Origin of the sequence: Hoeflea prorocentri (assembly GCF_027944115.1) — a bacterium.
GTDB classification, from domain to species: Bacteria; Pseudomonadota; Alphaproteobacteria; order Rhizobiales; family Rhizobiaceae; genus Hoeflea_A; species Hoeflea_A prorocentri.
Genome location: NZ_JAPJZI010000002.1, coordinates 136,563 through 157,619, shown reverse-complemented (window position 1 = coordinate 157,619; position 21,057 = coordinate 136,563). Strand labels below are relative to the sequence as shown.

General features: G+C 58.7%; 17 protein-coding genes. 8 read left to right on the top strand and 9 right to left on the bottom strand.

Annotated elements, in window-relative coordinates; translation table 11 throughout:
* Positions 1–70: 70 nt before the first annotated feature.
* Positions 71–1,240 carry a M20 aminoacylase family protein gene (locus tag OQ273_RS22305; RefSeq protein ID WP_267993316.1) on the top strand — a complete coding sequence of 390 codons (1,170 nt, stop codon included), beginning with the start codon at positions 71–73 and terminating at the stop codon, positions 1,238–1,240.
* Positions 1,241–1,263: 23 nt separating this feature from the next.
* Here the strand turns inward: OQ273_RS22305 and OQ273_RS22300 are convergent, their stop codons facing one another.
* The 4 genes from OQ273_RS22300 to mtgA all read right to left on the bottom strand — a co-directional run bounded on the left by OQ273_RS22300 (position 1,264) and on the right by mtgA (position 3,651).
* A complete protein-coding gene (locus OQ273_RS22300; protein WP_267993315.1) occupies positions 1,264–1,671 on the bottom strand; it encodes a hypothetical protein in 408 nt (135 codons plus the stop codon).
* Positions 1,672–1,851: 180 nt separating this feature from the next.
* Positions 1,852–2,037, bottom strand: a complete 186-nt coding sequence (rpmF, locus tag OQ273_RS22295; RefSeq protein WP_267993314.1) for a 50S ribosomal protein L32 — start codon at positions 2,035–2,037, stop codon at positions 1,852–1,854.
* A gap of 173 nt (positions 2,038–2,210) precedes the next feature.
* Positions 2,211–2,858 (bottom strand): glutathione S-transferase family protein, encoded by a 648-nt coding sequence (locus OQ273_RS22290; protein ID WP_267993313.1) that lies wholly within the window; start codon positions 2,856–2,858, stop codon positions 2,211–2,213.
* A 79-nt stretch (positions 2,859–2,937) separates the two neighbouring features.
* Entirely contained in the window at positions 2,938–3,651 is a 714-nt protein-coding gene (gene mtgA / locus OQ273_RS22285; RefSeq protein ID WP_267993312.1) for a monofunctional biosynthetic peptidoglycan transglycosylase, read from the bottom strand.
* A 143-nt stretch (positions 3,652–3,794) separates the two neighbouring features.
* On the opposite strand from mtgA, the gene OQ273_RS22280 reads away from it, so the two are divergent.
* Both OQ273_RS22280 and OQ273_RS22275 read left to right on the top strand, forming a co-directional pair.
* Positions 3,795–4,709 (top strand): polyprenyl synthetase family protein, encoded by a 915-nt coding sequence (locus OQ273_RS22280; protein WP_267993311.1) that lies wholly within the window; start codon positions 3,795–3,797, stop codon positions 4,707–4,709.
* A gap of 207 nt (positions 4,710–4,916) precedes the next feature.
* On the top strand, positions 4,917–7,295 hold the full coding sequence (locus OQ273_RS22275; RefSeq protein ID WP_267993310.1) for a hybrid sensor histidine kinase/response regulator: 2,379 nt from the start codon (positions 4,917–4,919) through the stop codon (positions 7,293–7,295).
* A gap of 8 nt (positions 7,296–7,303) precedes the next feature.
* Here the strand turns inward: OQ273_RS22275 and ispG are convergent, their stop codons facing one another.
* Together ispG and OQ273_RS22265 are read right to left on the bottom strand one after the other, a co-directional pair.
* Positions 7,304–8,563, bottom strand: a complete 1,260-nt coding sequence (ispG, locus tag OQ273_RS22270) for a flavodoxin-dependent (E)-4-hydroxy-3-methylbut-2-enyl-diphosphate synthase (protein WP_267993309.1) — start codon at positions 8,561–8,563, stop codon at positions 7,304–7,306.
* 150 nt (positions 8,564–8,713) lie between these two features.
* Entirely contained in the window at positions 8,714–9,685 is a 972-nt protein-coding gene (locus OQ273_RS22265) for an NmrA family NAD(P)-binding protein (RefSeq protein WP_267993308.1), read from the bottom strand.
* A gap of 108 nt (positions 9,686–9,793) precedes the next feature.
* Here OQ273_RS22265 and OQ273_RS22260 point away from each other — a divergent pair, with 108 nt between their 5' ends.
* The 4 genes from OQ273_RS22260 to OQ273_RS22245 all read left to right on the top strand — a co-directional run bounded on the left by OQ273_RS22260 (position 9,794) and on the right by OQ273_RS22245 (position 13,965).
* Positions 9,794–10,678, top strand: coding sequence for a LysR family transcriptional regulator (locus OQ273_RS22260; RefSeq protein ID WP_267993307.1), 885 nt, complete (start codon positions 9,794–9,796; stop codon positions 10,676–10,678).
* Between the two features lie 105 nt (positions 10,679–10,783).
* Positions 10,784–11,224, top strand: coding sequence for a DUF3302 domain-containing protein (locus OQ273_RS22255; protein ID WP_267993306.1), 441 nt, complete (start codon positions 10,784–10,786; stop codon positions 11,222–11,224).
* Positions 11,225–11,236: 12 nt separating this feature from the next.
* On the top strand, positions 11,237–12,382 hold the full coding sequence (locus OQ273_RS22250; RefSeq protein WP_267993305.1) for an HlyD family secretion protein: 1,146 nt from the start codon (positions 11,237–11,239) through the stop codon (positions 12,380–12,382).
* Positions 12,383–12,384: 2 nt separating this feature from the next.
* Complete coding sequence (locus OQ273_RS22245; RefSeq protein WP_267993304.1) at positions 12,385–13,965, top strand: efflux transporter outer membrane subunit; 1,581 nt, start codon at positions 12,385–12,387, stop codon at positions 13,963–13,965.
* Between the two features lie 12 nt (positions 13,966–13,977).
* On the opposite strand, the gene OQ273_RS22240 is transcribed toward OQ273_RS22245, so the two are convergent.
* The 3 genes from OQ273_RS22240 to OQ273_RS22230 all read right to left on the bottom strand — a co-directional run bounded on the left by OQ273_RS22240 (position 13,978) and on the right by OQ273_RS22230 (position 19,563).
* Positions 13,978–15,123, bottom strand: a complete 1,146-nt coding sequence (locus OQ273_RS22240; RefSeq protein WP_267993303.1) for an MFS transporter — start codon at positions 15,121–15,123, stop codon at positions 13,978–13,980.
* 69 nt (positions 15,124–15,192) lie between these two features.
* Positions 15,193–18,651, bottom strand: a complete 3,459-nt coding sequence (pyc, locus tag OQ273_RS22235) for a pyruvate carboxylase (protein ID WP_267993302.1) — start codon at positions 18,649–18,651, stop codon at positions 15,193–15,195.
* Positions 18,652–18,801: 150 nt separating this feature from the next.
* Complete coding sequence (locus OQ273_RS22230; RefSeq protein ID WP_484496884.1) at positions 18,802–19,563, bottom strand: LuxR family transcriptional regulator; 762 nt, start codon at positions 19,561–19,563, stop codon at positions 18,802–18,804.
* A gap of 284 nt (positions 19,564–19,847) precedes the next feature.
* Here OQ273_RS22230 and OQ273_RS22225 point away from each other — a divergent pair, with 284 nt between their 5' ends.
* Entirely contained in the window at positions 19,848–21,044 is a 1,197-nt protein-coding gene (locus OQ273_RS22225; protein WP_267993300.1) for a lytic murein transglycosylase, read from the top strand.
* Positions 21,045–21,057 lie beyond the last annotated feature (13 nt).

Below are 21,057 nucleotides of genomic sequence, written 5' to 3'. Positions count from 1 at the left end.
TATGTAACGCAAACCTGCTCTATATGCCATACATCCGTTAGGTATAAATTCAGCAACAAGGGTATATTTCATGCCGATACTTAACCGCGCCGCCGAACTCCAATCCGAAGTGACGGAATGGCGCAGGCACCTTCATACACGTCCTGAACTTCTTTTCGACGTTCACGAAACCGCAGCCTTTGTGAAAGAAAAGCTGGAAGAATTCGGCTGCGATGAGGTCGTCACCGGCATCGGGCGAACAGGCGTCGTCGCATTGATCAAGGGGCGCAATGGCGGCGAAGGCCGCGTCGTCGGCCTTCGCGCCGACATGGATGCATTGCCAATCACCGAGGCAACGGACAAGCCATGGGCATCAACCGTCGATGGCAAGATGCATGCCTGCGGCCATGACGGTCATACTGCCATGCTCCTCGGCGCAGCCAAATATCTGACGGAAACCCGCAATTTTGACGGGTCGGTCGCGGTCATTTTTCAGCCTGCCGAAGAAGGCGGCGGCGGCGGCAACGAGATGGTCAAGGACGGCATGATGGAACGTTTTGCCATCGAAGAGGTGTTCGGCATGCATAATATGCCCGGCCTCGCGGTCGGCGAGTTCGCCACACGCAGCGGCGCCATCATGGCCGCAACCGACGAGTTCACCGTGACGGTCAAAGGCCGCGGCGGACACGCCGCCATGCCTTATCAGACCGTCGATCCCATCACCATTACGGCACAGATCGTCTCCGGACTTCAGCTCATTGCCTCGCGCAATGCGAACCCGCTGGAATCGATTGTCGTATCGGTAACAAAATTCAACGCCGGCAATGCCTATAACGTCATACCGGAAGAAGCCGAGATTGCGGGAACAGTCCGCACACTCGACCCCGAAGTGCGCGCCATGGCTGAAAGGCGCATCGAGCAGATTGTCCGCAGCGTAGCCGACGCACATAACGCCGAGGCAACGGTTCAATACAAGCGCGGCTATCCCGTGACTTTCAACCATGCCGATCAGACGGATTTCTCGGTTACGGTCGCAGAGGAAATCGCGGGCGAGGGCAAGGTCAACCAGAATGCATCGCCGACGATGGGCGGCGAGGACTTCTCCTATATGCTGGAAGCGCGGCCCGGATCCTTCATCTTCATCGGCAATGGGGATACAGCAGCGCTGCACCATCCCGAATTCGATTTCAACGACGAGGTTATTCCGTACGGAATTTCCTACTGGGTCAAACTCGCCGAATCGGCCTTGATCCGCAATTGACAAAACTGTCTGGCGCGGACGTTCTATAGTCCGATGGAAACGTCCCGCCCGGCGGATTTGATCGATACGGAAAAGCCGGCGATCAGGTCGACGAACGCAATCACCGTCAGGATAAAGAAGATGTCCGTGGCCGCTTCGCCGACGGTCAGAAACTCAATCAGGAACGCCACGAAAACGACGGCGGACAAAAGATGGTCAATGACGGACCAGCTTCCGCTGCGTGTCGCCTTGAGGATCTCCAGGAACAGAAGAACAAGCGCACCGACGATAACCAGGTCGCCGAGCTGCATTGACCACTGCGCGCCTGAGATCATGGAAATGCTGACCATATCCATAGACAGAATATCCAGCCCCGCACCCTCGAACGGCCCGAAGACCAGCGCGTTGTAGGCGATCAACGGAAAGATCATCAGTGGAATAGCCGCAATCATCGTGTCGGATCGCCCCGGTTCGAAAAGACAGGACCAAGCTCTATCACAGTTTACAAAGCTGCGTGCCGGCATGGCTGGAGAAACGTAAAACAGGGTTACCGGCAAAATCATGGCAACGGCCGGACAAAAAAAGGCCGGCATTTGCCGGCCTTTTGTCTCGATCAGGGCTTGCCCTGAAACTTAGGCGTTGTCTTTGTTGGTCAGAACCTGACGGCCCCGGTACATACCGGTCTTCAGATCGATATGGTGAGGACGGCGCAGTTCGCCCGAATCCTTGTCTTCCACATAAGTCGGTGTCTTGAGCGCATCGGTGGCGCGGCGCATGCCGCGCTTCGAGCGGGTCACTTTACTTTTAGGTACGGCCATTTTCTACTCCACTCGCGGACAATACGTGTTCATCGGCCTGGTCCGGGCCGAAACGACACGTGTCAATTTCGGAAATTGCGCGGGCTTATACATTGCAAATGGCCGTTTGGCCAGCACCTGCGGGCTTTTTTTTGGCATTTGGGGTCAATGGCGGCAAGGCACCGTTCGGCTTTTCAAACCTCGTCCTCTTCAATGACCCAGCTTTCGGCTCTTCCCGCGCTCTCCCATTCCTGCCATGCCGGAAGCGACTTCATGTGCTCCATATAGGAAAGGGCAGTCGGATCCGCTGTCAGACGATAGATATCAAACCGGTTGACCACCGGCGCGAACATCGCATCGGCCGCCGAAAAATGACCGAAAAGAAACGGACCTCCGCTCTGTTCAAGACACTCTTTCCAGATCGCGACGATGCGCTTGACGTCATCACGTGCGGCCTGGGACACGGCAAGCTCCGCCGGCTCACGCCGCATGTTCATGGGGCACGCGGACCGCAGGGCTGAAAACCCGCTGAGCATCTCGCAGCTGATCGCCCTTGCATGGGCGCGCCTGTCATGCTCATGCGGCCAGATCCGCTTGGTGTAAAACAGGTCATTCAGATATTCCATGATTGCCAGCGACTCCCAAACACGCACCGTTCCGTGCTCGAGAACCGGTACCTTGTTGGTTGGCGAAAAATCGGCAAAAGCGGGATTTCCGGCTGCCATGTCGAATGGAACAAGCTCCTCGCGAAACTCGATGTCCAGTATCCGCATCGCAATCCATGGCCGCAAGGACCAGGACGAATAGTTCTTGTTGCCGATGTAAAGGACGATTTCGCTCATCTGTCAGGTCTCCATGCACGAGCCGCTCTATTGCCCTTCTAGCGCGACAGTGTGACGGGCACTATCAAATTGCCCTGACCTATTCATAAAGGCATTTGATGTATGCGCCGGATTGGTGGGCGCGACGCTCTGCCAGTCTCGCCAGCCTGGTCAATCCCCGGGAAGGCTTGACCGGGCTTCTCACATTGGGGTTTGGCAGCGCCACCGCCAGATAGGCCGCCTGCCTGCGCGACAGGCGCGAGGCGGAAATGCCGTAATAATAATAGGAAGCTGCCTCAATACCGTAGATGCCGGGACCCCACTCGGCGATGTTGAGATAAATTTCCATCAATCGCCGCTTCGACCAGACAGCATCGGCAAAGAGCGCCAGCGGAACTTCAAGCCCCTTGCGCAGATAGGACCGGCTGGACCACAAAAAGAGGTTCTTGACGGTTTGCATGGCGATTGTGCTCGCGCCGCGCGGACGCTCTCCATCCAGAGCGCCGTCAATGACCGTGTTCACCGCATCCCAGTCGACACCATGATGCGCGCAGAACCGGCCGTCCTCCGACATCAGAACCGACTGCACCAGGGCCGGAGCGATCTCGTCAAACGGCACCCAGCTCCGCGCATAACCGTGCGCAAAGACCAGATCGCGGATCATCAGGGTCGAAACCGGGTGCACAAAGGACGGCTTGTAGGCAACGGTCAGGACCAGAGGCAGCAGAACGATCACCAGGATCGCGCGCATGACGATACGCCTGAGGGAATAGCCGCTCGAGCGCTGCTTGCTCTTTTTTCTCTTCTTGGCCAAGGCTACCCCGTGTCAGCGTCTTTGTTTCACTTCCTTAGTGCAAGCCAAGGAGGATTTGAACCGCTTCATGTCCAATCGAGTTTTGAACTTGCATTGGCAAAGAAAGCATTGCTGCAAATGGTGCTTCATGCGAAGACGGCCTCATGACCAGTGAATCCATGTCCCTTGTCGATCGGCTGGCGGAACGCGCCGCCGAAATCGAATCCGTGCTCGATACGATCCTCACAGCAGATGTAGGCGAGGAGGAGATTGCCCGCCCGGCCAATCTGCTGGCAGCCATGCGCTACGGCGTGCTGAATGGTGGGAAACGGATGCGGCCGTTCCTGGTGATGGAAACGGCGGCGCTTCTCGGAGCCGACCGGTCCGCGGCGGCCCGGGTCGGCGCTGCCATTGAGTGCCTGCACTGCTATTCGCTTATCCATGACGACCTGCCGGCCATGGATGATGACGACATGCGCCGCGGTCAGCCAACGGTGCATGTGGCGTTCGATGAAGCAACGGCCATCCTGGCCGGCGATACCTTGCTGACACTGGCGTTCGAGATTATTGCCTCGCCGCAAACACAGGCCGACGGCGAACGCCGCATCGAGCTCATTTACGAGTTGACGAAGGCCTCGGGCATCGGTGGAATGGCAGGCGGTCAGGCGCTGGATCTTGCCGCTGAAACGACACCGCCCGATGAAGCCGGCATCATCAGGCTTCAGGCCATGAAAACAGGGGCTCTTATACGTTATTCCTGCGAGGCCGGCGCGATACTTGCGGGCGCGGCAGCAAGCGACAGGGAAAGACTAAGGCGCTTTGGCGAAGCCATCGGATTGGCCTTCCAGCTCGCCGACGATCTGCTGGATGTAACCGGCAATGCTGATGCGGTTGGCAAGGCGACCGGCAAGGATGCGGCGCATGGAAAGGCCACACTCGTCGGTCTTCACGGAGAGCAATGGGCGCAAAAGCAATTGTCGGGCCTTGTGCAGGAGGCCACACAATTACTGGAGCCGTTTGGCCAGTCGGCACAATATCTCAAGCTCGCGGCGCGTTTTATCGCCGAACGGGACCGCTGAACACGGCAGGGCAGGCAGCGCGCAATCAAGGCATCGCCTTAAGTACCCGTTAACTCTTGCCTGAAAAGATGCCTGCAATCATGACGATATATTGCGCAAGCCGTTTGCGCGCGTAACGGGATGTTGTCGGGTTCTGTCGCCATGGGTATCCCGGATGTGCGATTACCCGAAAAATGTTGATTATTGAGCTTGTTGACTGGTGTGGGCATGCAAGAGTGGAGCGAAAACCGCCGCAGCCGTAAAAAGATATCGATCTTTTTGCGCACCAGCTATGCGGCGACCCTTTTGCTCATCGCCACAATAAGCGTTGTTTTCTATGGCCAGCAACGCGAACAGAATGAAACGATCAGCCATCTGGGACAGATGGTCCAGTCACTGCACAAGCTTGACATAGCTCTCATTTCTTTGGCGGACCGTGCCGCGCGAATGGAAACTCTGCCTGACGATTCCAGCGTTGAATCGGTCAGGAAGGGCTTGATCTTTCGCCAGCAGGCAGTCGGCGACGAGTTATCGCAATTTCGCCAGTTGTGGTTTTCACCACAAACGCCTCAATCGCTGAGACAAAGTGTTTATGCAGCGGACCGTTACATGCGGGCTGATGACCCGTTCGAGCATTATGACCGTATGGTCGACACGCAATCGGTGGAGCAGGCAAAAACTGTTGACGATCTGCGCTGGGAAGCCAAGGTTCTGTATTCCGTATATGCCAGCTTTCTAAGCCGTACCGATGCAAAAATCACCCAGAGCATCCTCTTGTCTCTTAAGGGCGCAACCATTGTCCAAGGCAAGCGGATGGAGATGTTTCTGCTGACCATATTGGGGGTCCTGCTCGCACTTGGTTTGTTCGTGTTCATACCCATCGACGTTCTGCTTTGGCGCTCGATCCGCAACCTCGACGAAGCTGTTGCCCAGGCCCGGCGCGATAGCAAAAGAGCCAGGGCGGCAGAAAGGGCCAAATCGCAATTCCTTGCAAATATGAGCCATGAGATCAGGACGCCGATGAACGGTGTGCTCGGTATGGCGGAGCTGCTCTCGCGCACGGAACTCGACACCAAGCAGCACACATTTATCGATATCATCGTAAAATCGGGGCACGCACTTCTGACGATCATCAACGATATTCTCGATTTCTCAAAAATCGACGCCCGCCAGATGCAACTCGCTGCAGTGCCCTTCAATCTGCGCGAAACCGTCGAGGACATTGCCACTCTTCTGGCCGGCAGTGTTGCCAAGAAGGATCTGGAAATGATCCTGCGTTACGATCCGAACCTGCCGGATGCGTTTGTTGGCGATGTGGGCCGTCTTCGTCAGGTTTTGACCAACATTGTCGGCAACGCGGTGAAATTCACCGAGCACGGCCGGGTTATGATCAATGTCGACGGCGCTGTCTGGGGCACGGAAGCGAATATCCGAATGACCATAGAGGATACCGGCCCGGGCATTCCGGCAGACAAGCTGAGCATAATCTTCGACAAATTCAGCCAGGTCGACACCTCATCAACCCGCAAATACGAGGGCACCGGGCTGGGACTTGCCATTGCCGCCGGCCTGGTCGAACTGATGGGCGGTCAGATCGCCGTCGAAAGCACGGTCGGAAAAGGATCGGTTTTCCAGATCAAGCTGCGGCTGCCGATCAGCGAAGAACTCAAACAGGCCGCACCGGCTCTTGGGGAGAGTTTCGCCGGAGCCCGCATTATCGTCATCGACGAAAACGAGATCGGACGACGGGTCGCCCGCGAACAGCTTCAAAGCTGGTCGTTCGATTGCGCTGCGGTGGAGTCCATTGATCTCGCTGTTGCGCTGGCTCGCCGGGCAACTGAAATCGGGCTGCCCACCAATCTCATCATGATTGACACATCGACACCGGAACTGTCCGTACCAGCCCTGCGGACCGAACTGTCGTCGCAGAACGCCACCGCCGGCATACCGGTGCTCCTGACGACCGCTGTCGACCAGGAGGGAACGGCCGAGCTTTGCGACCGCAATAATGTCAATGCCCATTTGACGAAGCCGGTGCGGGCGTCCCTGCTGCTGGAGACGATTACCTCCGTATTGGCGCAATTGCCGGTGCGCGGGGAAAAGGCAGCGAATGAAAGCCCGGCGATGCAAGAAGCCGGCAAGGCGGTCCGAGATAGCTCGGCCCCTGCCGTGCACCCGCTTCCGGGAAAGGACAAGGCCGCATCAGGTTCTGTCGATATCCTGGTCGCAGAGGACAACGACGTCAATCAGATGGTGTTTAACCACATGCTGGGCGATAGCGGATATTCCTATCGTATTGCAGGCGACGGCGAAGAGGCCGTGCAACTCTGGCGCAAGCTCAAGCCACGCCTCATCCTCATGGACGTCTCCATGCCCAGGATGAACGGCTATCAGGCGACAGCTCACATCCGCGATCATGAGGCAAAACTCGGCCAGCACACTCCAATTGTCGGAGTAACAGCGCACGCACTCAAGGACGACCGCGCCCGTTGCCTGAATGCCGGTATGGACGACTATATGCCCAAACCGATCTCACCGGAAAAGCTGTCGCAGAAGATTGATATCTGGCTCCGCGGCGCGGAAAACAACCGGCAGCAATCCTCTTAGATCCGGTTTCAGGCAGCGTTCGGGTCTTCCTGACCGGTGTTTCCGAACCTGTTGGCGATATAGGCATCCACCATGGCCTCGAAGTCGGAGGCAATGTTCGGCCCACGCAAGGTCTTCACCTTCTTGCCGTCAACAAAGACCGGCGCCGCCGGGCTCTCACCGGTTCCGGGCAGTGAAATGCCGATATCAGCATGTTTGGATTCGCCCGGCCCGTTGACGATGCATCCCATCACGGCGACGTTCAGTGTTTCGACACCTGGATATTTATCCCGCCATACCGGCATATTGCGCCGCAGGTCATCTTCGATTTTCTGTGCAAGTTCCTGAAAGACGGTAGACGTGGTGCGCCCGCACCCGGGGCAGGCGGCAACCACGGGAACGAACTGGCGAAATCCCATAACCTGCAGAAGTTCCTGGGCAACCTGCACCTCGCGGGTACGGTCGCCGCCCGGCTCCGGCGTCAGCGAGATGCGGATCGTATCGCCAATGCCCTGCTGCAGGACGATGCTCAGGGCAGCCGACGAGGCGACAATACCCTTGCTGCCCATCCCGGCTTCCGTAAGTCCCAGATGCAGCGCATGATCCGAGCGGCGCGCAAGCTCCGTGTAAACGGCAATCAGATCCTGCACCTGGCTGACCTTGGCCGACAGGATGATGCGTTCCCTCGGCAGGCCGATCTCCTCGGCAAGGTCAGCCGAAAGAAGCGCTGACTGGACTATGGCTTCCTGCATCACCTCCTGCGCGCTCAACGGTCCGCCCTTGTCGTGGTTCTCGTCCATCAGACGTGTCAGAAGCACTTGATCGAGCGAACCCCAGTTCACACCGATGCGCACCGGCTTGTCGTTGCGGATCGCCATTTCGATGATCTGTGCGAACTGCTTGTCCTTCTTGTCCTTGAAGCCGACATTGCCCGGATTGATGCGATACTTTGCCAGCGCTTCGGCGCAGGCCGGGTGATCGGCGAGCAGCTTGTGGCCGATATAGTGAAAATCGCCGACAAGCGGCACGTCCAGCCCAAGCCGTTCCAGGCGTTCGCGGATCTTGGGAACGGCGGCGGCGCTTTCATCGCGGTCGACGGTAATGCGAACGATCTCGGATCCAGCCTGGTGAAGGGCCGCAACCTGGGCGACCGTTGCATCGATATCGGCCGTGTCGGTGTTGGTCATCGACTGGACCACAATGGGCGCGCTTCCGCCGATCTTGACGCCGCCGACATCGACGCCAACGGAAGGACGCCGGTCAAACACCTGCGAATAGTAGCTGGACATTCAAACCTCTGCTCGCCATCCGGCAAATGCCGGACCCCATGGCTCGTGAGGTGGTACAATCAGCCCCCGATGTCAATATGATGACACCGGGGAGACGCAAGTTGCGCCACTTTGCAACGCGGCGTTTGGCCGTGTTGGTGAGTGCTGCCTCTAAACAGCCGCCGGCAAGGCGGACTTAGCGGCGGACGTGTCGATGCCAAAATCAGAAAGGGCCGTTGCGACGGCCGCCTGTGGGTCGGCCTTCGGCACAGGCCCGATCAGCGCTTCCAGTTTTGATCCGTCCAGGCTGTGAGCAACACGCCAAAGATAGGCCATCTCGCTCACCTCCCTGAGCATCGGCACGACAAGCCCGCCAAGCCTCAGCAGTGGCCAGGGCATGCCCCGTTGTTTCAACGTCTGCCCGATAGCCGCTTCGCAATGGTTTTTAAGCTCCGTTCCGGTCATCGTGTGACCGGGAAATTGGAATGTCTCGAAGGGCTGCAGGTTGCCCGCCTCATCCGCCAATCTGACAAAGGCCTTCGCCAGGTCGGGAAGGTAAGCCCATGCATGAGGTATATCCATTGGCCCCGGATATGTGAAAATGCCGTTCGCGATTTTCTTCGCGATAACAAGATCAAACCATGTGCCTGCCACCCGGCCGCCGAAGAAGTCGCCGGCCCGCAGCAAAATGGTCTGGGTCCCGCTACGGGAGCTTTCCTCGCGAAACCGCCGCTCGAGCTCTATGCGTATGGCCCCCTTCCGGGTTCGCGCTTCCTGCGGGCTGTCATCCTTCAGGACCGGAGGGATCGTTTCGCCGTGATTATAAACATTGCCTGGGAACAGATGGACGGCACCGTGCGCCCGCGCCGCCGCCATCACATTGGCCCCAAGCGGAAGCACCAGTTTTGCCCACTGTGTGTAGAGCGGGTTGAGCCCGTTGAATATGAACTGCGCGCCTTCGGTGGCGCGGATCAGAGCCTGACGGTCGGTGGCATCGGCCGTGCGGCGCTCGATCTGCGCCGGAAGATGAGCGGCAATGCCGGAGCGCGTGATGGCGATAACGCGATAGCCCGCCGAATGAAATGCCAGGGCAATCTGGTTTCCGAGCCGGCCATTGGCACCGATAACGGCAATCGTCTGCATGGCTTAATCTCCATTGGATTGTGGGGGTATGGGTAGACAATATCCATCTATTTTCGTATTTTTAACGTCGAAAAACTGATACTCACCATTCAAATTTGTATCGTAAAAATGGATTGGAACCTCATTCGCAGCTTTCTGGCCGTCGCCGATCATGGCGCATTGGGCCGGGCTGCGGATGATCTGGGGCTCAGCCAACCAACCCTTGGCCGGCATATCGACGCGCTTGAGGCGTCTCTCGGCCTGACACTGTTTAAACGCGGCCGGCAGGGCATGGCGCTGACGGAAGCAGGCTTATCGATTGTTGACGATGCACGCGCCATGTCGGCGGAAGCCGACAGGCTTTCGCTCAAGGCCGCAGGACGCTCTCAGACGGTCCGGGGAACGGTGCGGATAACAGCCAGCAAGGTGGTTTCCACCTACGTTCTGCCGCCGATCCTGTCTGCCCTTGGCAGGGAAGAACCCGACATCGAGATCGAGCTGGTTCCCAGCGACACTGTTGAAAACCTTCTAAGCCGGGACGCCGATATTGCCGTACGCATGATACGGCCGACCCAGAACGATCTCATCGCCAGAAAGACCAACGATGTCGGCATGGGCACCTATGCGGACGAACGTTACCTCGCCCGCTTCAAAGCACCGAAAACCGTCGAGGAACTTTTCCAGCACCGTTTGATCGGCATGGACCGTTCCAATCTGATCCTGGAAGGAATGGCCGATTTGGGAATTCACGCCCAGCGCGGTTCCTTCGCGGTGCGAACGGACGATCAGGTCGCCTATTTCGAATTGGTCAAGGCAGGTGCCGGGATTGGCTTCATAGCCCATATCCTTGCTGCCGGCAGCCCCGGCCTGCAGCGCATCCTGCCGGATGTCACCATCCCGCCCCTGCCGATCTGGCTGGCATCCCACAGCGAATTGCGAACCAGCCGCCGCATCCGCCGCACGATGGATTTTCTTTATGAACACATCAGGCTGTTGCCACTGAATGAGACATGAAGAATTGCCTGCAGTGTTGCAATATTTGCGTCGTCGGGCGACACTGCGCCGAAGCTTGACGGATACCGCGGGCAATGGGGACAGCAAAACGGTGGAGGCGGCTCAATGCATCTGATTGACTGGCAGCTGACCGGCTATGACTACCTGACATTCCTGTTTATTCTGATTCTCATCATCGCTTTCTTCTACATTCTGATCCAGATCGGCAGCCTGCCGGGCAAGATCGCGGAACGGCGCAACCACCCGCATGCCGGCGCGGTGAAGATCATTGGCTGGATCGGCCTCTTCACCGTGTTTCCCTGGGTGCACGCGATTATCTGGGCAATGCATGAGGCGACCCTCGTCGACATCAGGACGATGCCCGACAGCGACGTTGACCTGGAAGCGCAACCGGCATCCGTCTACGGCATTCCGCTGCCGGCCGGACCGGAAACGGGGGCGGGGGCGCACCGCGTGACGGAAGCCCAGGCGCCGGCAGACGCTGACGAGCAAACCATGCCTGCGCAAAACCCGGCAAAAGACAATGAACCGGACAAGACAGCCTGACGGGATGGATGAATGTTTGTAGCCGTTGGCATTGTTGTTGCGTACATCGTCTTTGTCTGGCTGGTGTTCTTCCGGTTCAGGCTCTTAAAGTTCAATATCGTCTGGGGTATTGTCGGCTTCTGGGTCGGTGTCCACCTGCTGCTGATCTTCCTGATCGCCCTGCGCTTCTTCCAGCCCTATTCCATGGACAGCCATGTGATCCGGCCGACCATTCAGCTGGTCCCGCGCCTGCCGCAACCCACCCTGCTTGAAGAGGTGCTCGTGACCGCAAACCAGCAGGTCAAGGCCGGCGACGTGATGTATCAGTTCGACAAGACGGTCTACGAGGCCAATCTGGAAACCAACCGGGCTAAACTTGTCGAGGCGCAGCAGAACGCCAAGATCCTGGAGATCAATGTCGATCAGGCCAATGATGCGCTCGACGAGGCGGTGGCCAACCAGACCTATGCCCAGGAAGAGGTAAAGAGATATTCCGATCTCGTGCCGAAAGGCGGCGCACGTCAGGAAACGCTGGACAAGTGGACACAGCAACTTGCGGCTGCCGATGCACAGGTCGCCGAAGCCAAGGCCAACGTGACCAAGGCAGAACTGGCCCGCGATGCCAAGATCGACGGCGTCAACGCCCAGGTCGTTGCAGCCGAGGCCGATCTGTCGAAGTCGCAATACTATCTCGATCAGACGACAATCCGCGCGCCAGAGGACGGCATGATCGTCACCCAACAGGCCCGGCCCGGCCTCGTTGTCGGCAACCGGCGCATCGCAGCGCTCGCCGTGCTTGTCGCCGATGCCGATCCTTATCTGCTGGCAACCTTCTATCAGGAGCATCTCAAATTCGTTGAACCCGGCCAGGAAGTTGAGGTGGCGCTCGACATTTTCCCGGGGCAGATCTTCAAGGGCGAAGTGGAATCGGTCTGGTGGGGAACCGGTCAGGGCCAGATCAAGCCGAGCGGCAATGTACCGACATTCCGCTTCCCCAAACTGCAAGGCCGCATCGCGGTCCAGATTAAGGTGACCGATCCGTCCCTGAAGCGGTTTCCGGCCGGCGCCCACGGAGCGGTTGCGATCTATACCGGGCTCGGCAAGGGCTTTGAACCGCTGCGGCGCATCAATATCCGGCTCTACTCCTGGGCCAACTTCCTGTTCCCGTTGAGTTTCTAACCATGGCGGTCACGATGGAGACATTCAGCCGATACGCAAAGCGCGGCCGAAAACATGTAGTGCTGGCGCTGACCGGAATGCTGCTTGCCGGCTGCATGGTGGGCCCGGATTTCGAGCGCCCCGAAGCGCCCTATCTTGGAAGCTGGAGCAAGGGAGCAGGACTTGAAATCGATGCCAAGACCGGCTTCACCACGCGAAGCGAGGCGGTCAACAACTGGTGGACGCTGTTTAAGGATCCGACCCTCACCGCGCTGATAGAAGAAGCCTACCGCCAGAATGTCGTTCTGGAGGCTGCCGGTGCGCGCGTTTATCAGGCGCGTGCCCAGCTGGGTGTCGCAAAGGGCGAACTTTTTCCCCAGCAGCAGCAGGCCAAGGGCGGTGTTCAAAGCGTCCGGCTGAGTGACAACGAGCCGCTGGTGCGCGACATCCAGCAATTCATTCCGCTCGATCCCGAGTTCACCCGCTACAGCACCGGGTTTGATGCCGGCTGGGAAATCGATCTCTGGGGCAAGATCCGCCGCGACGTGCAGTCGGCGCGCGCCAATCTGCTATATCAGATCGCCAGCTATGACGACGCGCTTGTCACGCTGACCGGCGACATCGCCGCGACCTATGTCACGATCCGCGAGCTTCAGGGTCTGATTGCCCTGACCCGGCGCAACCTTGCCCTTCAGAAAAAGAGCCTCGACATTGCCAAGGTCAAGCTGGAAGGCGGCACGACAACCCGCCTTGACGTCGATGAGGCAACGGCGGCCTATAACAGCACCCTTGCTACCCTGCCGGGTTACCAGGCGGATCTCGCCCAGGCCACGAACGCCTTGAGCGTGTTGCTGAGCGAGCCGCCCGGCAATGTCGCACCCCGCTTGAAGAAATATTCACGGCTGCCACGCGTTCCGGCGACAGTGGCCGTCGGCGTGCCGGCCGATATGTTGCGCCGGCGTCCGGACATCCGCGCTGCCGAATATCTTGCCGCCGCACAATCCGGGCAGATCGGCGTCGCCAAGGCAGACCTTTATCCCGCCTTCACCATATCCGGCGCCATCGGCCTGAAGGCCAGCGATTTCAAAGGTCTCTTCAACACGCGCAGCTTTGAAGGCTTCATCAATCCGTCCTTCTCCTGGAACGTGCTCAATTATGGCCGTATCCAGAACAATGTCCGCGTGCAGGACGCCGAACTCCAGGAAGCACTGGAGCAATACAAAAACACAGTTCTCAACGCCTATGCCGAAGTCGAGACGGCGCTTGTCGCCTTTGTGCGCTCGAAGCAGCAGACCGTCTATCTGTCACGCAGCGTCGCTGCATCCAAACGCGCCGAGGGCGAGGTGCTGGTCCAATACCAGGACGGCACGGCAAGTTATGACCGCGTCCTTGACGCTCAAAGGTCGCTGCTTGATGCAGAAGCCCGCCTTCTGGCCGCGCGTGCCGACGTGCTGACGAATCTGATCGCAGTCTACAAGGGACTGGCAGGCGGATGGGTGCCCCCCAATGTGAAGGGTTTTGTCAACGCCAAGACACGCCAGCAGATGGAAAACCGGACCAATTGGGGTGAGTTGCTGGAAAAACCGGTCCTGCCGGCACAGTGAGACCAAACGCACTTAATGGCCGGCGGTGGCAGGCTCGCCGATATCCGCGTGCCGCGCCACCGATGAGAGGGCGAGCACCACGGCGAAAAGCGCCGCAAGGCTCATGAAGGCGACAGAAAAGCTGTTGTGCTCGGCGATAAACCCGATCAGCGCCGGCGCCATCAGGATGCCTGAATAGCCCATGCTCGTTGCAATGCTGATGCCGACCCCGGCCGGTAGGCCAGGCAGATTGCCGGCCGCCGAAAGCGCGACGGGTACCAGATTGGCGATGCCGATGCCCGACAGTGCGAACCCGGCGATGGCCGCTGCCGGTGACCCGGCGATAGCCGCTACAAAAAGGCCGGCGGCCGCAATCAGCGCCGAGTACCGGACAGTCCGCACCGCGCCGAATTTGCGCCGCACCGCATCGCCCACGAACCGCACGGTGGCCATCGTCGCGGCCACGGCGCCGAAGGCAAGACCGGAATAGCTGACGTCAGCGCCGAGGTCCTGCCTCAGGTAAAGCGCCCCCCAATCGAGAATCGCACCCTCCGGCACCATGGAAAACAGCGCCACCAGACCCACCACATAAGGCATGGGCGCAAGGGTGAGGCGAAACCTGGGTTTCACATCCGGTGAAACTGGAAGATCGGGTGCAAGCCGGGTGATAGCGCAAAGAACGATAAGAAATGCGACGGCGGCAACGATGGCCGCATGCATGTTTGCGCCGAACCAATTGATAAGAAACCCACCGGACGCTGCGCCGATGAGGCCGCCAAGGCTCCAGAAGCCGTGACAGGAGGACATGATCGCCCGTTTAAGCCGCCGTTCCACAACGACGGCATTGGCGTTCATGCCGATATCCATGGAGCCGATCACGCCGCCGAAGACAAAAAGCACGGCAACGAGCACCGGAACCGCCGGGGCAAAAACCAGCGGGAGCAGCACGAAGCAGCAGGCAATGCTGGTCACTCTAAGAACGGGCCGCGCTCCGATGCGGGCAATGAGCGCGCCGGACAGCGGCATGATCAGGATCGACCCGAGACCGAGCGCGAGGATCAAAAAGCCGACCCTCGACTCGCTCAGCGCATGCCGGGCTGCAAGCTCGGGAACCAGCGGCGCCCAGCTTCCGACCACAAATCCGTTCATCAGGAACATCGCGGAGACTGCTGCGCGCATGTCCGTTGCCCCCCACAGCAGTCCAGAACTGGCTTGCTTCCGGCCGCCGGCCGGCGGAACCGTTTCAAATTATGTGTAGACGACCAAAAGATCTTTTGCGTCAATCTGATCGCCGGCTTTTACCAGCACCTCAGCAATGACGCCATCCCTTTCTGCGTGGATCGCCGTCTCCATTTTCATCGCTTCGATGGAAAGCAGGACGTCTCCGGCCTGCACCTCCTGCCCGGCCGCAACCGCAACGGTCGAGACCACGCCCGGCATCGGCGCACCCACATGGGCTTCATCTGCCGCATCCGCCTTGCGGCGCTGTGCAGCGGCGGAGGCGCCATGCGCCCGGTCCGGAACCTTGATGCGCCGCGGCTGACCGTTCAGTTCGAAGAACACGGTCACCATGCCCTTGTCATTGGCCTCCCCGATGGCAAGATTGCGGATCACCAGCGTCACGCCCTTTTCCAGATCCACAAAAAGTTCATCGCCGGCCGGCAGGCCGTAAAAATAGGCCGGTGTGGGCAGGGTGGAAACGGGGCCGTAGGTTTCCTGCGCCATGGCGTAATCGGTGAAAACCTTGGGATACATCAGGTAAGAGGCCAGCTCGAAATCGTTGACGCTCCGGTCGATGGCCGTTTCGATATCGGCTCTCTCGGCCTCGAGATCGGCATCTTTCAAAAGCGAACCGGGCCGCACCGCATAGGCATCGTCGCCCTTCAGGACCTTCTTTTGCAGCGCTTCCGGCCATCCACCCGGCGACTGTCCGAGATCGCCGCGCATCATCGACACGACGGAATCGGGAAAGGACACATCGCGATCCGGGTCTTCCACATCAGCAACGGACAGATCCTGCGACACCATCATCAACGCCATGTCGCCAACAACCTTTGAAGACGGCGTCACCTTGACGATATCGCCGAACATCTGGTTGGCGTCCGCATAGGCCTGCGCCACTTCATGCCAGCGTGTTTCAAGACCAAGCGAGCGCGCCTGCTCCTTCAGATTGGTGAACTGCCCGCCGGGCATTTCATGCAGATAAACCTCCGACGCCGGCCCTTTGAGATCACTCTCGAAGGCCACATATTGCGCCCGTACGGCCTCCCAGTAGAAGGAAATGCGGCGGATCCACTCCGGATCGAGACCCGGGTCGCGCTCGCCGCCCCGCAATGCTTCGACGATCGAGCCGAGGCAGGGCTGCGACGTATTGCCGGAAAGCGCGTCCATCGCCCCGTCGACCGCATCGACCCCGGCATCGACGGCAGCCAGAACTGTGGCGGCTGAAATGCCGGACGTATCGTGCGTATGGAAATGAATCGGCAGATCCGTTGCCTCGCGCAGCGCCTTGAAAAGCATGGTTGCAGCAGTCGGCTTCAACAGCCCGGCCATATCCTTAAGGGCGATAATATGCGCGCCGGCATCGGTCAGTTCGCGCGCCAGGCCCTCATAATATTTCAGATCATATTTGGGCCGGGCGGAATTGAGGATGTCGCCGGTATAACAGATCGTCGCCTCGCACAGCCGCTCTTCTTCGCACACTGCGTCCATTGCGACGCGCATGTTTTCGACCCAGTTGAGGCAATCGAAGACGCGGAAAAGGTCGATGCCGCCTGCTGCCGCCTGACGCACGAAGAACTTCACCACATTATCGGGATAGTTCTTGTAGCCAACGCCGTTCGCACCCCTCAGCAGCATCTGAAGCAGGATGTTCGGCGCACCTTCCCGGATTTGCGCCAGCCGCTCCCACGGGTCTTCGGTCAAAAACCGCATGGACACGTCGAACGTCGCGCCGCCCCAGCACTCAAGCGAAAACAAATCGGGAAGCGCCTTGGCGTAGGTGTCTGCAATCCGCACGATGTCATGCGTACGCATACGGGTGGCGAGCAGCGATTGGTGCCCGTCGCGCATCGTCGTATCCGTCATCAGCACACGCTTTTGCCCGCGCATCCATGAAGCGAATTTTTCAGGCCCCAGAGCATCAAAGGTCTGCTTGCTGCCGTCCTTGATCGCTGCGTCGATAAACGGAACGATCGGCGCGCTTAAATCCTGATCCGGCATGATCCGGCCGCGGGTTTCGGGATGCCCATTGACCGTGACGTCCGCGAGATAGGTCAAAAGACGCGTCGCCCTGTCCTTGCGGCGAACCTGTTCGAACAGCTCCGGCGTGTCGTCGATGAACTTGGTCGTATAGCTGTTGTTGCGGAAATGCGCGTGACCGATGATGGCCTCGAGGAAGGTCAGATTGGTCGCAACGCCGCGGATACGGAATTCGCGCAGCGCCCGGTCCATACGGTTGATCGCCTCTTCGGGCGTCGGTGCCCAGGCGGTCACCTTTTCCAGAAGCGGATCGTAAAAGCGAGTAATGACAGCACCTGAGTAGGCGGTGCCGCCATCGAGCCGTATTCCGAACCCGGTCGCACCGCGATAGGCGGTGATCCGGCCATAGTCCGGGATGAAATTCTGCTCGGGATCCTCGGTTGTAATGCGACACTGCAAGGCATGGCCGTTAAGCCGGATATCGCCCTGCGCCGGGACGCCCGATGCGTCCGTACCGATGGCAAAGCCGTCCAGAATATGGATTTGCGCCTTGACAATATCGATGCCCGTGACTTCCTCGGTCACGGTGTGCTCGACCTGAATGCGCGGATTGACCTCGATAAAATAGAATTCGCCCGTATCGGCATCCATCAGGAATTCGACGGTTCCGGCGCCGATATAGTTGGTCGCCTCGCCGATCTTGATGGCATAGGACGCCAGCTCCATTCGTTTTGCATCATCAAGGTAAGGCGCGGGCGCGCGTTCAACGACCTTCTGGTTTCGCCGCTGAATGGAGCAATCGCGTTCATAAAGGTGAACCACATTGCCATGGGTGTCGCCCAGCATCTGGACTTCCACATGCCGCGCCCGCTCGACCAGCTTTTCCAGATAAACCTCGTCCTTGCCGAAAGCCGCCCGTGCTTCACGCTTGGCCTCGGTGACTTCCCGCTCCAGCTCGTCTTCGGAGCGGATTACACGCATGCCGCGCCCACCGCCGCCCCAGGAGGCCTTCAGCATGACCGGAAAACCGATCTCGCGTGCCATACGGGCCGTCTCTTCCATATCATCGGGCAGCGGCTCGGTGGCCGGCACGACCGGAACACCGACCTCGACGGCAAGATTGCGCGCCGCGACCTTGTTGCCGAGGCGGCGCATGGTTTCAGGTTTCGGGCCGATAAAGACGATACCGTTGTCGGCGCAGGCCTCGGCAAATTCCGGGCTTTCGGAAAGCAGCCCGTATCCGGGATGGATGGCGTCGGCCCCGGAGAGCTTGGCGACACGGATCATCTCGTCGATGGACAGATAACTCTCGATGGGACCGAGATCCGCCGGCAGATGCGGCCCGCGCCCGACCTGGTAGGATTCATCGGCCTTGAACCGGTGCAGGGCCAGCTTGTCTTCCTCTGCCCAGACGGCAACGGTCTTCAGCCCCAGCTCGTTGGCGGCGCGAAAAACGCGGATTGCAATTTCGGATCGGTTGGCGACAAGAATTTTCGAAATCGGCAAGATGAAAGTCTCCACTGGCTGTGCAGCGCAGCAAACCACACGCTATCGCGCAATCTATTAGACTGTTTCAAAAACTATTTGAAGCTCCATGCGCCAAGAACCTGCGGCTGCGGGCTCTTTGTGTGCATTGCACCAAAATGTACTAGCACATCATGAGAGCAGGCCGAGCCGGAATCCAATTGCGACTGCATGCTGGCGGTTTTTAGCCTTCAGCTTCTGTTGCAAGGCGTTCATATACCAATCAACCGTATGGTTCGAAAGCTCAAGAACCTGCGCGATCTCGATCGATGTCAGGCCATCGGCAAGATAAAGAAGCGCCTCCATCTCGCGCTGTGTCAGGCTGACTTCAACTGCTGAGGACAGATCCTCATGGGTTTTCGGATCGACAAGTTCGAGAATGCGCCAGAATACGGCCTTGGCCAATGCCTCAAACTCGATCATATCGCCGACACTCAGATCGACCGGTTTGCCGCCAACCGAGAGACATCCCAAAAGCCCCTGGCGGCCATGCACCGGAAAATTGTAACCGCCCTCCAGGCCGTGGTTTCGAGCATCTGCCATCATACGCTGCATGCGGTTCCAGTGTGGATCAGCTTCAAAGGCGGGAATGGCCTGCTTCCAATTGAAACCCCTGCGCGCGTGACCGAGATATCTGACGGTCGGGTCGATCAGGCTGTATTTCTTGCGCAGATATCGCCTTGGCCAGCCCTCGGGCCAGCGGCTGGCCAGAATAAGACTGAGCGGGTCGTCTAGTACCATTGGCCGACGGACAAGTCCGTAATACTCGAAACCATACTTGACGAGGATTGATTCGAGCCGTTCGATGACCTCAGCCTGCGAATCCATTTGATCAATGATTTCAAGAAATTCGATAATGACCGCCGTTTCCAATCGGATACCCTCTCGTCGCATCGCAGGAATCGTGTGCGGCTCTCACCGGCTTGCGCCGGTTTGTCGCCTTCTATTCCTGTTTTGAACGGCCGCCCTGCTGTCCGCGGCGAGCTCTACACGCCGGACTTTCTATCGGTTCGGCTCATCCCCCAACCACGGATGACACGCATCCAAATCAACCATAGCGTTTAATGCGAAGTGGTAAAAGTAATCAATCATTTTCTTTGCTGTGCTGTTCTGTATACCCGCCGGACGAGTACAGCCGGACTCCTTGCCACGGCGCGTGTTCTTGCTATGCTCCGGCCATGTTCACCCGAAGCACCTTCTTTTTCGTCTTTTTGGCCTTCTCAGGCGTCCTTTTGCTGCTACCCGCGCCGCCGCCGGCCGAGGCCGGCCCAAGCTTCAAGAATTACGTGGATTCACTTTATCCAGAAGCCGCCGACGCCGGCGTCACGTGGGAAACCTTCGAGGCGGCGACAAACGGCCTAACGGCAAATACCAAAATCCTGAAGTTCACCAAGAGCCAGCCCGAATTCAAGCGAAGCATCGGCCAGTATGTCGGCAAGCGGGTCACCTCCGGCATCGTCAAGAACGGGCGGGCCATGGCGAAAAAATATGACCGCACCCTTAAGGCAATCGAGCGCAAATACGGCGTCGACCGCTATGTGGTTCTGGCGATATGGGGCATGGAGACCAACTATGGCGGTTACATCGGCAACAGCGACACATTGCGGTCGCTGGCGACGCTTGCCCATGCCGGTTACCGCGGCGATTATTTCAAAAAAGAGTTCATCAACGCGCTGCTTGTAATGCAGCAGGAAAAGCTGGCCCGCAACCAGATGCGCGGGTCCTGGGCAGGGGCAGTCGGACATACACAGTTCATGCCGTCCAGCTTTCTGAAATACGCCGTTGACCATAATGGCGACGGCAAGCGCGACCTGTGGCGCAGCGCCCCGGATGCGCTGGCCTCGGCCGCCAACTATCTGAAAGGCTATGGCTGGAGCACAAATGAGAACTGGGGCTATCAGGTCAGCCTGCCGAAAGGCATTGATCTGACCAAGGCTGACGACACCTATCGCAATTGGGTCAAACGCGGCGTCGTGCGCACCGATGGCGGCAGCCTGCCTGACAAAGGTTCTGCAACGCTCCTGTTCCCGAGCGGCGTTGAAGGCCTGGCTTTTCTCGCTACCGACAACTTCATGGTCCTGAAATCCTATAATTTCTCCGATGCCTACGCCTTGGCTGTCGGTCATCTGGCGGACCGGATTGCAAACCGGCATTCGCCGCTTGCCGGCAACTGGAATGTCGAGCGGCCGCTCAACAAGAAAGAGCGCGTCGAGATGCAGAAGAAAATGCAGTCCCTCGGTTACAAGGTGCCCAGAACGGACGGACGCATCGGCCTGGAGATGCGGGCTGTCATCCGCAACTATCAGGCCCGCAACGGCATGACGCCTGACGGCCATGCGGACGTGGATGTCCACAAATCAGTGATGGCGCAATAGCCGGCTGATATAT